The 12,343-nt window shown below is 61.3% G+C and carries 12 protein-coding genes; 4 read left to right on the top strand and 8 right to left on the bottom strand.

Going from position 1 to position 12,343, the window contains the following annotated elements; translation table 11 throughout:
* Positions 1–81: 81 nt before the first annotated feature.
* The 4 genes from QRN70_RS09670 to QRN70_RS09655 all read right to left on the bottom strand — a co-directional run bounded on the left by QRN70_RS09670 (position 82) and on the right by QRN70_RS09655 (position 4,881).
* Positions 82–1,035 (bottom strand): hypothetical protein, encoded by a 954-nt coding sequence (locus QRN70_RS09670; protein ID WP_285417302.1) that lies wholly within the window; start codon positions 1,033–1,035, stop codon positions 82–84.
* A 17-nt stretch (positions 1,036–1,052) separates the two neighbouring features.
* Positions 1,053–2,768: a proline--tRNA ligase gene (locus QRN70_RS09665; RefSeq protein WP_285417301.1), complete on the bottom strand. Its 1,716-nt coding sequence runs from the start codon at positions 2,766–2,768 to the stop codon at positions 1,053–1,055.
* 129 nt (positions 2,769–2,897) lie between these two features.
* A complete protein-coding gene (locus QRN70_RS09660; protein WP_285417299.1) occupies positions 2,898–4,457 on the bottom strand; it encodes an AmpG family muropeptide MFS transporter in 1,560 nt (519 codons plus the stop codon).
* Positions 4,458–4,500: 43 nt separating this feature from the next.
* Positions 4,501–4,881 carry an MGMT family protein gene (locus QRN70_RS09655; RefSeq protein WP_502941570.1) on the bottom strand — a complete coding sequence of 127 codons (381 nt, stop codon included), beginning with the start codon at positions 4,879–4,881 and terminating at the stop codon, positions 4,501–4,503.
* A 137-nt stretch (positions 4,882–5,018) separates the two neighbouring features.
* Between QRN70_RS09655 and QRN70_RS09650 the strand changes: the two genes are divergently transcribed.
* Positions 5,019–6,026 carry a DUF481 domain-containing protein gene (locus QRN70_RS09650; RefSeq protein WP_285417296.1) on the top strand — a complete coding sequence of 336 codons (1,008 nt, stop codon included), beginning with the start codon at positions 5,019–5,021 and terminating at the stop codon, positions 6,024–6,026.
* A 118-nt stretch (positions 6,027–6,144) separates the two neighbouring features.
* Here the strand turns inward: QRN70_RS09650 and QRN70_RS09645 are convergent, their stop codons facing one another.
* Positions 6,145–6,354 carry a cold-shock protein gene (locus QRN70_RS09645; protein WP_002554837.1) on the bottom strand — a complete coding sequence of 70 codons (210 nt, stop codon included), beginning with the start codon at positions 6,352–6,354 and terminating at the stop codon, positions 6,145–6,147.
* A gap of 353 nt (positions 6,355–6,707) precedes the next feature.
* On the opposite strand from QRN70_RS09645, the gene dcd reads away from it, so the two are divergent.
* Together dcd and QRN70_RS09635 are read left to right on the top strand one after the other, a co-directional pair.
* Positions 6,708–7,274 (top strand): dCTP deaminase, encoded by a 567-nt coding sequence (gene dcd / locus QRN70_RS09640; protein ID WP_007940589.1) that lies wholly within the window; start codon positions 6,708–6,710, stop codon positions 7,272–7,274.
* 107 nt (positions 7,275–7,381) lie between these two features.
* Positions 7,382–7,591, top strand: a complete 210-nt coding sequence (locus QRN70_RS09635; protein WP_285417295.1) for a hypothetical protein — start codon at positions 7,382–7,384, stop codon at positions 7,589–7,591.
* A gap of 44 nt (positions 7,592–7,635) precedes the next feature.
* Here the strand turns inward: QRN70_RS09635 and pdeM are convergent, their stop codons facing one another.
* The gene (gene pdeM, locus QRN70_RS09630) at positions 7,636–8,292 is read right to left on the bottom strand and encodes a ligase-associated DNA damage response endonuclease PdeM (protein ID WP_285417293.1); all 657 of its coding nucleotides are present in this window, start codon (positions 8,290–8,292) and stop codon (positions 7,636–7,638) included.
* Positions 8,292–10,778, bottom strand: a complete 2,487-nt coding sequence (locus tag QRN70_RS09625) for a ligase-associated DNA damage response DEXH box helicase (RefSeq protein ID WP_285417292.1) — start codon at positions 10,776–10,778, stop codon at positions 8,292–8,294. Before QRN70_RS09625 ends, pdeM begins: the two co-directional genes overlap by 1 nt.
* A gap of 285 nt (positions 10,779–11,063) precedes the next feature.
* Here QRN70_RS09625 and QRN70_RS09620 point away from each other — a divergent pair, with 285 nt between their 5' ends.
* Entirely contained in the window at positions 11,064–11,513 is a 450-nt protein-coding gene (locus tag QRN70_RS09620; RefSeq protein ID WP_285417291.1) for a hypothetical protein, read from the top strand.
* Positions 11,514–11,571: 58 nt separating this feature from the next.
* Here QRN70_RS09620 and QRN70_RS09615 read toward each other — a convergent pair whose 3' ends face one another.
* Entirely contained in the window at positions 11,572–12,336 is a 765-nt protein-coding gene (locus tag QRN70_RS09615) for an ABC transporter ATP-binding protein (RefSeq protein ID WP_285417290.1), read from the bottom strand.
* Between the last annotated feature and the right edge of the window lie 7 nt (positions 12,337–12,343).

Raw genomic sequence — 12,343 nt, 5'->3', positions numbered from 1 at the left:
GGACCTCTTCGCGAGCAGGCTCGCTCCCACATTAGATTGCATTCCAATGTGGGAGCGAGCCTGCTCGCGAAGCTTTTGCTGTTAATTCGGTCCCGGATCGGCGACAAGGCGCCCCGCATCCTTGGTCAGCGACTTGAGGAACTCGGCCTGCAACTCAGGATCGTTGCGGGTCAGCTCGATCAGGCTCTGTTCCAGCTCGCTGGCTTCTTCTTCCAGGCCCAGTTCCGACAGGCGTTTGACCCGGTGAACCCACTGGCTCACTTCGTCATCTTCCAGGTCGTCATAGATCAGGCCGTGAGCTTCCAGCAACTTGCCGCGCAAGTGACTGCTGATCGCCAGGGACGAGTCGGTGTGTACGTCATCCTTGGCGTCTTCGACGCTGATCTGCAGTTTGCCGATGTGATTGAGGTCATTTTCGGCGAACGGGCTGTCCAGCAGGTTCAGGCGCAGTACGCCGTTGCGGTCGGTGGTCATGTCGAAGGTCTGTTTGCCAGCCTTGACCTGTACCGGACGCTCGCTCCACGGCAGGCTCGAATACTCCATGCGCTTGTCGCGCTGGACTTCATCGATACCGGCAAGGTTCTGCTGGGCGCGACCGTGGGACTGTACGTTCATGAACGGGTTGAGCCCGGCAAAGCCGTAGCTCAGCCAGTCCTTGGTCACGCTGTCCGGCAGGTTGCCGAGGGCAAAGACGTTGACCACGTTGGCGCCGACACCGGCCACCACGGCCACCGCCCCCAGCGGAATCTCGTAGACTTCGCGCCAGGGCTGGTAAGGCGTGTAGCGGTCGTAACGGCGGGTGACCTCGAACTCGGTGACTTCGAAAGTCTTCTGCTCGTTGATCTTCACCCGACGTTGCGGCAACTCGAGCACCTTGGGCTCGCCGACATCGATCTGCAGGCTGTGATCGAGCAGTTTGCGCTCGACCCGCTCCTCGTGCTCGCTGCGTTGTGACATGTGATTGGCACAGCCGCTGACCAGCAGGGTGCCGCACAGGGCGGCACCACCGAGGCCTAAGGTGTTTCGCTTGAACATGACGTCTCTATCTGGTTTCAGCGGCGGATACGGGCCTGAAGGAAGGACAGCACGTCGGCAACCGGCAGCGCTTGCGCCTCGGCCTCGGAGCGGTTCTTGTATTCCAGGTTGCCTTCGGCGAGGCCGCGGTCGCTGACCACGATCCGGTGTGGAATGCCGATCAGCTCCATGTCCGCGAACTTGATGCCCGGGCTGGTTTTCTTGTCGCGATCGTCCAGCAGCACTTCGAAACCGGCCGCGGTGAGTTCCGCGTACAGCTTGTCGGTGGCTTCGCGCACCTGCTCGGTTTCATAGCGCAGCGGTACCAGGGCGATCTGGAACGGCGCCAGGGTGTCGCTCCAGATGATGCCGTTCTCGTCGTTGTTCTGCTCGATGGCGGCAGCCACCACGCGGGATACGCCGATGCCGTAGCAACCCATTTCCAGGGTCACCGGCTTGCCGTTCTCGCCCAGCACTTCGCACTTCATCGCCTTGCTGTACTTGTTGCCCAGCTGGAAGATGTGCCCGACTTCGATGCCGCGTTTGATTTCCAGGGTGCCCTTGCCGTCCGGGCTCGGGTCGCCGGCGACGACGTTGCGCAGGTCGGCCACGGTCGGAACCGGCAGATCGCGCTCCCAGTTCACGCCGAAGTAGTGCTTGTCGTCGATGTTGGCGCCGATGGCGAAGTCGCTCATCAGTTCGACCGAGCGGTCGATGATGATTGGCAGCGGTAGGTTCAGCGGGCCGAGGGAGCCGGCACCGGCGCCGATGGCGTCACGCAGTTCGGCATCGCTGGCCATGACCAGCGGGCTGGCAACGCCTGGCTGGTTGGCGGCCTTGATTTCGTTGAGCTCGTGGTCGCCACGGATGATCAGGGCAATCAGCTTGCCTTCTTCTTCGGCGTGGACGATCAGGGTCTTGATGGTCTTTTCGATCGGCAGGTTGAAGCCTTCGACCAGTTGCGCAATGGTCTTGGCATTCGGGGTGTCGACCAGGCGCAGTTCTTCGCTCGGTGCGGCGCGCGAGGTTTCGCGTGGCACGGCTTCGGCCTTCTCGATGTTCGCGGCGTAGTCGGAGCCGTTGCTGAAGACGATGTCGTCTTCGCCGGACTCGGCCAGCACGTGGAACTCGTGGGAGCCAGCGCCGCCGATCGAGCCGTTGTCGGCTTCAACCGGACGGAATTTCAGGCCCAGACGGGTGAATACATTGCAGTACGCCTGATGCATGCGGTCATAGGTGACCTGCAGCGAAGCCTGATCGGCGTGGAACGAGTAGGCATCCTTCATGATGAATTCGCGACCGCGCATCAAACCGAAGCGTGGGCGGATTTCGTCACGGAATTTGGTCTGGATCTGGTACAGGTTGATGGGCAGCTGCTTGTAGCTGCTCAACTCGTTGCGCATCAGATCGGTGATCACTTCTTCGTGGGTCGGGCCCGCGCAGAAGTCGCGACCGTGGCGGTCTTTGATGCGCAGCAGCTCAGGGCCGTATTCTTCCCAGCGCCCCGATTCCTGCCACAGTTCGGCCGGTTGGGTGCTCGGCATCAACACTTCCAGAGAGCCGGCGGCGTCCATTTCTTCGCGAACGATGGCTTCCACCTTGCGCATCACTCGCAAGCCCATCGGCAGCCAGGTGTACAGGCCCGAGGCAAGTTTGCGGATCATGCCGGCGCGCAACATCAGCTGGTGGCTGACGACGACCGCGTCGGAAGGCGTTTCTTTCTGTGTGGCGAGCAAAAATTGACTGGTGCGCATGATTGGCCGTTGTCGGTTGCTGAGACTGGAAATGACGGAGCAGTGTACCGGCGAGATTTGCTGACGTACAGAAGTGCGGCCGGCGGTCAGGCTGGACGGCGGGAATCGTCCCGCCGTTTGCGAAATATCCTACGACTCTTCCGCGACCGAAGTCGGGAGCGGCTCGGGCGTCGGCGTCGGGCCTTCGCGACGGCTCTCCTGGAACCAGTGCAGGGCGATCAGCACCAGCGTCGGCACGCCGAGCAGGGCGGTGATCAGGAAGAAATTGTGATAACCGAACTTCTCCACCATCACCCCGGAGTAACCGCCGATCAGGCGCGGCAGCAGGAGCATGATCGAGCTGAGCAAGGCGTACTGGGTGGCGGAGAACTTCAGGTTGGTCAGGCTCGACAGGTAGGCGACGAAGGCCGACGTGGCCAGGCCCGAGCTGAAGTTGTCGAGGGAGATCGTCGCCACCAGCATCTGCAGGTTCGGGCCCATGTCGGCGAGCATCAGGAACAGCAGGTTGGTGGCGGCCGAGGCCGCACCGCCGATGAACAGAATCGGCAGGATGCCGAAGCGCACGATCAGCAGGCCGCCCATGCCAGCACCGACCAGCGTCATGATCAGGCCGAAGATCTTGCTGACACTGGCGATCTGATCCTTGGTGAAACCCTGGTCGATGTAGAACACGTTGGCCATCACGCCCATCACGGTGTCCGACATCCGGTAGGTGGCGATCAGCCCGAGCAGCAACAGCGCCTGCCAGCGGTAGCGCAGGATGAAGTCGTTGACCGGGGTCAGCACGGGCGCCAGGCCACGGCGGCCCATGCTCGACAGGCAGAGGAAGGTCAGCGTCGTGTAGAGGATGGCGCGCAGGAACGCGCGGTCTTCCAGCAGCAGGTCGAGCGGGCTCACGCCTTCGAACAGCACGCTGGCGAAGTCAGTGTTGTACAGCTGAGTGAACATGGCCGGCACGGACACCAGCAGGATGATCAGCACGAACACCGACATCAGTTGATGCATGAAGGTGTAGCGCCCGGCCTGCAGCTGCGTGCGCAACGGGACGGGCGGCTCGCGCATCAGCAGCGTGGTGAGCAGGGCAGGCACCATCAGCACGCCAAACAGCGCGTAGGTGCCGGTCCAGGCCGCGTGTTGATAGTTGAAACCGGTGGAGCCGAAGCCCTCGGCGAAGAACAGCGCGCCCGCCGTGGCCAGCAGGGCCGCCACGCGATAGCCGGACATGTAACTGGCAGCCAGAGCGGCCTGACGGCTGTCGTCGGCGATCTCCAGGCGATAGGCGTCGACCGCGATGTCCTGGGTGGCAGAGGCAAAGGCAACGATCACGGCGATGGCGATCAGCCAGGACAGATGTTTCTGCGGATCGCAGAAACCCATGCCGATCAGACCGAGGATCACCAGCGTCTGCGACAGCACCAGCCATGAGCGGCGTCGACCGAGTTTGCCCAGCAATGGCAGGCGCCATTGGTCGAGCAGCGGCGACCATACCCACTTGAAGGCATAGGCCAGGCCGATCAGGCTGGCATAGCCGATCGTCTCGCGGGCTACACCGGCTTCACGCAGCCAGACCGAAAGCGTGGAAAACACCAGCATGTACGGCAGGCCGGCGGCGAAACCCAGCAACAACAGCACGAGCGTCGAAGGACTGGCATAGGCGGCGAGCGCGGCGCGCCAGGTTTTACGGGGCATGGGCTGAAGTCTGCCTCAAGATTGCGAAAACAAAGCGCGCACTCTAACCGCTGTGCTCTACCGGACGCCAGCCATGGCGCTGAATATCCACACGATTGTTCAGGATGGAGATGCCTTCCATGCGCAAACGTGCCCGTTGTTCATCCCCCGATGGACTGCCTGCCGGCAGGCTGATACGCCCGCCAGCGGCCAGGACCCGGTGCCAGGGCAGCCTGGTGTCGCTGGGCAGCTGGCTGAGGGTTCGACCGACCCAGCGGGCGGCGCGCCCCAACCCGGCGAGCTCGGCCAGTTGACCATAGCTGACGACCTTGCCTGGCGGGACTTGGGCGAGGGTCGAGTAGAGTGCCGTGCGTCGGATTTGCGCTGCGCTGTCGCGGTCATGGTTGGGGTCTGTCACGTACGCGGTTCCTGAACAAGGGCGGATCTGTGCCTCAAGCGTAATCCGTGACCGGGCAGATGAGAAATGAACTCAATAGAAATACTTGGGTCAGTCCTTGTCAGGGTCTTATTCCTACGGATAATGCCGACCTTTTTTCGCAAACCTGAGCCCTCGATCCGCTTATGTTGTCCAGAACCTTGCTGTGCCTTGCTGTTTTCAGTGCGTCCACACCCCTGCTTGCCGATACCGTCTGGTTGAAGAACGGAGACAAGCTGAGCGGCAAAATCACCCTGTTCGATGGGGGCAAGCTGCTGGTGCAGACCCAGTACGCGGGGGCTGTGACCATTGACTGGAAGCAGGTCAAGACGCTCGAAAGCGACCAGGAGTTGTTGGTCAAGCAGGATGCCTACAACGGTGAGAAAGCCAAGTCGCTGACCGCTGCCGATGACGGCAAAGTCACCCTGGCCAATGGCGAGGCGCCAAAGACCGTCGAGCTGGCGAGCATCCAGCAGATTCTCAAGCCCAAACCGGTGGTCGAGGATCTGGTGTGGAAGGGCAACGTCGACCTGGCGCTGGACTACCAGCGTGCGGAGAAGGACACCGACGACTATGACGTCGGTTTCAAGACCACGGCGCGCCACGGTCGCTGGCGGCACATCGCCGAAGGCGAGTACAACCGCGAGGTTCAGGATGACGTGGTGACGACCAACAACTGGCGCGCCGAGTATTCCCTCGACCGCTTCCTGACCGACAAGTGGTTCTGGCAGGGTCGGCTGAACTACAAGCGTGACTACGTCGAAGAGCTGTCCCGTCAGCGCGTGGTCGGTACCGGTCCGGGTTACCAGTTCTGGGATGACGAGCTGGGCGCCTTCTCCCTTGGCTCGCTGCTCAACCGCACGGATTACGAGTACAGCGACGGTGGCAAGGACAATTTCTATTCGGTCGCCATGAAGTGGGATTACAACCGCTATCTGATCGGCAAGAAAGTCGAGTTCTTCACCAATGGCGAACTCGGCAAGCCACTGTCTGGCGTGGCCGACTATGCGCTCGATGCCGAACTCGGCCTGCGCTACAAGGTGACCGACTGGGCTTCGCTGAACCTCAAGGCCGAGCGCGACATCATCAGCGGCACCAGCGACGCGGATCTGAACAAGACCCGCTACACCGCAGGTTTCGGCGTGGCCTGGTAAGGTCGACAGGAAAAATCGCAGCCCTGACCGGCTGCGATTTTTTTTGCCCGTGAAAAACACTCGCCCACAAAAAAGCCCCGCTTTTGAGGGCGGGGCTCTTTTCTAAAGAAGCTACAAGTTAGATAACTTGTACTTCTTCAGCTTGCATGCCTTTCTGACCGCGGGTAGCGATGAAAGAAACCTGTTGGCCTTCTTTCAGGCTTTTGAAGCCGTCGGATTGGATAGCTTTGAAGTGAACGAACAGATCGTCACCGGATTGTGGGGTGATGAAGCCGAAGCCTTTTTCATCGTTGAACCACTTAACGGTACCGGTTTGGCGATTAGACATGGTGTAACTCCTTGAACAAAGATAACTGCGACTCAGGAAGAACCCTGGCCGAGACTGAGTGCAAAGAGCAGGAAAAATTCTTGTAGATGGTTGGATCGAAATTCAACATATCGTGTAGAGATTCTCAGTGACACAAGCAGCACAGTGACGCCACCTTAACCCTTTTTCCGGAACGTGCCAATGCTTCTTGCGAAGGTTTCTCTGATTTAAGGATCGGCGGTGTGCCGGTTCGTCGCGCAGCCGCGCAAATCCAGCAAGATCGCCGAGAATTGCGCCGCGGACTTTGAACGCGGCGGCGCGCCCGGTAAGATGCCGGACAGATTTTTTCCACCTCGCTATTCAGGACACCCGCCATGAGCATCAAATCGGACAAGTGGATTCGCCGCATGGCGCAGGAACACGGCATGATCGAGCCTTTCGTCGAGCGCCAGATGCGCGGCAGCGACGACAGCCGGGTGATTTCCTATGGTGTGTCGAGCTATGGCTACGATGTGCGCTGCACCAATCATTTCAAGGTGTTCACCAACATCAACTCGGCCATCGTCGACCCGAAGAACTTCGACGCCGGCAGCTTCGTCGACATCCACAGCGACGTCTGCATCATTCCGCCGAACTCCTTCGCCCTGGCCAGCACCGTCGAGTACTTCCGCATTCCGCGCAACGTGCTGACCATCTGCCTGGGCAAGAGCACCTACGCCCGTTGCGGCATCATCGTCAACGTCACGCCGCTGGAGCCTGAATGGGAAGGGCACGTGACCCTGGAATTCTCCAACACCACCAACCTGCCGGCGAAAATCTACGCCAACGAAGGCGTGGCGCAGATGTTGTTCCTCGAGTCCGACGAGGAATGCGAAGTTTCCTACAAGGATCGCGGCGGCAAGTACCAGGGCCAACGTGGCGTGACCCTGCCGCGCACCTGAGGCGTCCATCCGGCGGATCTCGGGAATTCTTTGGCGGGCAGACACTCTATGGGGGTGTACTGCCCGTTTTTGTTTCCGCAAAACGGGCCTTCGCCGAGGAGTGTCCTATGAAGATCGATCCGCAAATCTCTGCCGAACTGGCAAGGCTCGAGCCCAATCAGGTTGGCGTATTGGCCTGGTCCTTGTTGGCACACCCAGCCCTGAGCATGGCCGGTGGTATCCCGGGCCAGCCTGATCCTGATACCCCCAACGAACAGCCTGTCGAGCCCGGTGATCCAGTCCTGCCGGACGAGCCGCCACCCGCGCCTGTCGCCTGAGCCTGGTTTCTGCATGGCCGGTCAGTTGATGCCTGAACAGGACTTCAGCTGACCGGCCATATTTCATCGTCGCCGATGACAAAAATCCTGCAGCTGTCGTCGCGTTCCACCGCATACCCCCCGGTAAACGCGCCGAAGGCCGGCAGCAGGCTGAGCCGTTCGCCGAGGCGGAAACAGGCCAGGCGCAGACTTTGCCGGCCACGGCCATTCAGGCGATAGACCGGATGCACATGGCCGGCCAGCACATGCCGCTGCGGGTGTGGATGCGGCTCGTGCTGCAAGGCGAATGGCCCGAGCAGCAACGGTTCCGGCACCACGCGGATGTTCAGCGACGCCGGCGGATCACCCGCACGCTTGTCGTGATTGCCGCGAATCAGCGTCATTGGCAGATCGGCGTGGCGCGCGCGCCACTCGGCCAGCAACTTCAAGGTGCCAGCGGCATGCGAGCCGGGCCCGTGGAGAAAATCGCCGAGGAAAATCAGTTGCCGGCACGGCAGCTTCGCCAACAGTTGCTCGATCACCGCGATATTGCTCGCCGTGGTGCCTTGCGGCACTGGCTGCCCGAGGCTGCGGTAGGCGGCGGCCTTGCCGAAATGGACGTCGGCAATCAACAACGCCTGCTGCGCCGGCCAGTACAGGGCTTTTTCCGGCAGCAGCCAGAGCTCTTCACCCGCGAGGCGTACCGGGTAAGGCGCACTCATCAGGATTTGCCCGAGTCGGCACGTTGCTCGAGATCACCGACCATGCGCCGGATGCGGTCAGCGAGTTTTTCCGAACTCATGCTTTCGCGCATGCGCTCCACCAGCAATGGAAAGCCCAGTGGTGTCGGACGTTTAATCAGATGCAGATCCAGTTTCATCCGGTTGATTCGCTCCAAAGTCTGTTCCAGTCGACGAATATCCAATTCTTCCCGTAGGACTTCTTCCCCGGCCTGGGCCAGCAGCAGGTTGTCGGCGTCATATTGCTTGAACACTTCGAAGAACAGACCGCTGGACGCCTGCACCTGACGGGTGCTTTTCGGCGCGCCGGGGTAGCCGGCGAATACCAGGCCGGCAATCCGCGCGATTTCGCGAAAGCGCCGCAGGGCCAACTCGCCAGCGTTGAGGCTGGCCAGTACATCCCTCAGCAAGTGCGCGGGACTGAGCAGGGCCGGGTCGAACTGCTGTGCCCAGTCGACGGGGGTGGCGCTGAGCAATTCCAGGCCGTAATCGTTGACCGCGATGGAGAATGTCAGCGGCTGCCGCTGACTGACGCGCCAGGCGAGCAGGCTGGCCAGTCCCAGGTGCACCTGGCGTCCGGCAAAGGGGTAGAGGAAAAGGTGCCAGCCTTCGCGGGATTTCAACACCTCGGCCAGTAGGCTGTCGGTGGTGGGCAGGCCCGACCAGCGTGCCTGGGTGTCCAGCAGCGGGCGCAGGGCGTGCATTTCCGGCCCGGCGAACTGCCCTTGTGCCGCGGCACTGAAACGAGTGACCACGGCCTCGGCCAACTCGCTGGACAGCGGCATGCGCCCGCCATTCCAGCGTGGCACCGCGGCTTTCTTCGCCGTGCTGCGTTTGACATAGGCGGTCATGTTTTCCACGCGGACCAGTTCCAGCAGGCGCCCGGCGAACAGAAATCCGTCGCCGGGTTTGAGCCGGGCGATGAAGCCTTCCTCGACGCTGCCCAACTGCTTGCCGCCGCCACCCTTGCTCCAGAACTTCAATTGAATGCTGGCATCGCTGACGATGGTGCCGACGCTCATCCGATGACGGCGCGCCAGGCGGGCGTCGGGCACACGCCAGACGCCATCCTCGTCCGGCTCGACGCGCCGGTAATCCGGATAGGCCGTCAGCGATGTCCCGCCATGGCGTACGAAAGCCAATGCCCAGGCCCAGTCAGCCAGCGTCAGTTCTCGATAGGCCCAGGCACCTCGGACTTCTTCGTACAGCTCCTGGGGAATAAAGCCACCACCGAGGGCCATGCTGACCAGGTGCTGCACCAGGACATCCAACGGTTTGTGCGGCGACAGGCGTGGCTCGATGCGGCGTTGCTCGACGGCATCGCGGGCGGCAGCCGCCTCGATCAACTCCAGGCTGTGGGTCGGCACCAGCGTGACCCGCGAGGTGCGGCCGGGGGCATGACCGGAACGCCCGGCCCGCTGCATCAGACGTGCGACGCCCTTGGCCGAACCGATCTGCAGCACCCGTTCCACCGGCAGGAAGTCCACGCCCAGGTCCAGGCTCGAGGTGCACACCACCGCTTTCAGATGACCCTCCTTCAAGGCCTGCTCGACCCAGTCGCGGGTGTCGCGCGACAGCGAACTGTGGTGCAGGGCGATCAACCCGGCCCAGTCCGGTCGCGCTTCGAGCAGCGCCTGATACCAGATTTCCGATTGGGCGCGGGTGTTGGTGAACACCAGGCTGCTGGCGCAGGCATCCAGTTCGGCGACCACTTGCGGCAACATCTTCAGACCGATGTGCCCGGCCCAGGGAAAACGCTCAATGGCGGGTGGGAGCAGGGTGTCGACCTTCAGGGATTTTTCGCTCTGGCCCTGGATGCTTACACCGCCGCCTTGTGGGATCAGTACCTGTTCGGCGTGGGACTGATTGCCAAGCGTGGCCGACACGCCCCAGACGATCAGTTGCGGGTGCCAGCGTCGCAGTCGTGCCAGGGCCAGTTGCAATTGCACGCCACGTTTGTTGCCGAGCAATTCGTGCCACTCGTCCACCACCACCATGCGCAGCGTCGACAGCGCGGTCTGCGCATCGGCGCGGGCGAGCATCAGGGTCAGGCTTTCCGGGGTAGTGATCAGCGTTGTCGGCAGGCGTCGGTTCTGCCGGGCACGTTCGCTGCTGCCGGTGTCGCCGGTGCGCAGGCCGACGCTCCACGGAAGGCCCAGGTCATCCAGCGGTGCCTGCAGCGCCCGGGCGGTATCCGCCGCCAGCGCACGCATCGGCGTGATCCACAGCACGGTCAGCGGTTCGGCCGGGGGCTGGCGTTTGCGCCGGGTTTCAACGACTGGTCGCCTGCGGGCGAAGCGATTGAGGGCCGCAAACCACACCGCATAGGTTTTCCCGGCGCCGGTGCTGGCGTGGAGTAACCCGGACTCTCCGCGCTTGACTGCCGCCCAGACCTGTTTCTGGAACGGAAAAGGTTTCCAGCCCCGTTCGGCAAACCAGACTTTTGCGCAGTTGATGAGGGGTTCCATGCGTCCTCGGTGCTCCGGGGGTGATTAACCAGAGACAGTCGAGCTGACCAAGAAGTTTAGTGGCGCAGGCGGTTTGAGCAATGAACCATGCGGTAGGGCAATAGCGCTCAACTCAATTCACTTTTCAGTCGGTTTGTTTGCCGTTTTTGATAAACGGCGTTCACGGAAAACTACTTTTATCAACTGTCAATGTTGTCAGTTGTTGAGCGCTATATCAGATGGTGTGATGCGAACGCAGACTGAACTTGAAATTTTCCTCCATGGGTAATTTTGCAAGGTGCCGACATGAACAGTATTTCACGCGATAAATTGCAGGCTGAGTTCGCTCCTAAAACAGGTTGTGAGTGGTACCCAGGCGACTTCAAGGCGACTGTCAGAACCGCGGATGCGACGTTTCATTTCAACAGTGAGGGGCAGACGTGTTATCGCGAAATCGCGGACTCCGGAAGACGCCATCTGGACAACCGCACGGTGGACCAGTCCTTCAGGGGCGCCGGGCTGTTTCTGGGGGTAGGCAGGGAGACGCTGCCTGGCAAATATCCAATGGACATCAATACGCTGGACAGAGCAGCGGTGGTGTTCGAGAAAGGCCTTTATCTGGTGGCAGTGGTGGGCACGATTAATGTCATTAAAAATGACGAGTCGGGCATGTCAGGCTTGTTTGAAGGAACGGCAGTATCCGATGGCGTAAGTTATAAGTTCGAAGGTGGCGAGTTTTCGCTGAAACTAAAATAATGAGCGGGCAGGTTCCGCCATTACGGGCCGCGAAGTGCGGCCCGTAAACGTTGCTGAGTTACTTTAGATTTCCACTTAAAAACTGCTTGAGCCGCTCGCTCTTCGGATTGCCCAACACCTCTTCCGGAGCGCCTTCTTCCTCCACCAGCCCTTGATGCAGAAACAGCACCTGGCTGGACACCTTGCGCGCAAAACTCATCTCGTGGGTCACCATGATCATGGTCCGGCCTTCTTCGGCCAGGCCCTGAATCACCTTGAGCACTTCGCCTACCAGTTCCGGGTCGAGCGCCGAGGTCGGTTCGTCGAACAGCATCACTTCCGGCTCCATCGCCAGCGCGCGGGCAATGGCCACGCGCTGTTGCTGGCCGCCGGACAGGAACGCCGGGTATTGCTCGGCGACCCGTGCCGGCAGCCCGACCTTGTCCAGGTAACGCCGCGCACGGTCTTCGGCTTCCTGCTTGCTGCAACCCAACACCCGGCGCGGGGCCATGGTGATGTTTTCCAGCACGGTCATGTGGCTCCACAGGTTGAAGTGCTGGAACACCATCGCCAGCCGTGTGCGCAGACGCTGCAGCTCGGCGGCGTCGGCGACGTGCATGCCGTGGCGGTCGGTGACCATGCGGATCGCCTGGCCATCGAGGCTCATGGCGCCGTCGTTGGGTTGCTCGAGAAAGTTGATGCAACGCAGAAAGGTGCTCTTGCCCGAGCCGCTGGCGCCGATCAGGCTGATCACGTCGCCGGTTCTGGCCTTGAGCGACACGCCTTTGAGCACCTGATGGTCGCCATAGCTTTTGTGCAGGCCTTCAACGGTCAATTTGTACATGGGACAG

Source organism: Pseudomonas sp. efr-133-TYG-5, assembly GCF_030209175.1.
GTDB lineage: Bacteria > Pseudomonadota > Gammaproteobacteria > Pseudomonadales > Pseudomonadaceae > Aquipseudomonas.
The sequence above is the reverse complement of the archived record's forward strand: the minus strand, read 5'-3'. Positions and strand labels throughout refer to the sequence as shown.

Coding starts and splice junctions, on each gene's coding strand:
- QRN70_RS09670 (WP_285417302.1), bottom strand. CDS start 1,035: ATGTTCAAGCGAAACACCTTAGGCCTCGGTGGTGCCGCCCTGTGCGGC.
- QRN70_RS09665 (WP_285417301.1), bottom strand. CDS start 2,768: ATGCGCACCAGTCAATTTTTGCTCGCCACACAGAAAGAAACGCCTTCC.
- QRN70_RS09660 (WP_285417299.1), bottom strand. CDS start 4,457: ATGCCCCGTAAAACCTGGCGCGCCGCGCTCGCCGCCTATGCCAGTCCT.
- QRN70_RS09650 (WP_285417296.1), top strand. CDS start 5,019: ATGTTGTCCAGAACCTTGCTGTGCCTTGCTGTTTTCAGTGCGTCCACA.
- QRN70_RS09645 (WP_002554837.1), bottom strand. CDS start 6,354: ATGTCTAATCGCCAAACCGGTACCGTTAAGTGGTTCAACGATGAAAAA.
- dcd (WP_007940589.1), top strand. CDS start 6,708: ATGAGCATCAAATCGGACAAGTGGATTCGCCGCATGGCGCAGGAACAC.
- QRN70_RS09635 (WP_285417295.1), top strand. CDS start 7,382: ATGAAGATCGATCCGCAAATCTCTGCCGAACTGGCAAGGCTCGAGCCC.
- pdeM (WP_285417293.1), bottom strand. CDS start 8,292: ATGAGTGCGCCTTACCCGGTACGCCTCGCGGGTGAAGAGCTCTGGCTG.
- QRN70_RS09625 (WP_285417292.1), bottom strand. CDS start 10,778: ATGGAACCCCTCATCAACTGCGCAAAAGTCTGGTTTGCCGAACGGGGC.
- QRN70_RS09620 (WP_285417291.1), top strand. CDS start 11,064: ATGAACAGTATTTCACGCGATAAATTGCAGGCTGAGTTCGCTCCTAAA.
- QRN70_RS09615 (WP_285417290.1), bottom strand. CDS start 12,336: ATGTACAAATTGACCGTTGAAGGCCTGCACAAAAGCTATGGCGACCAT.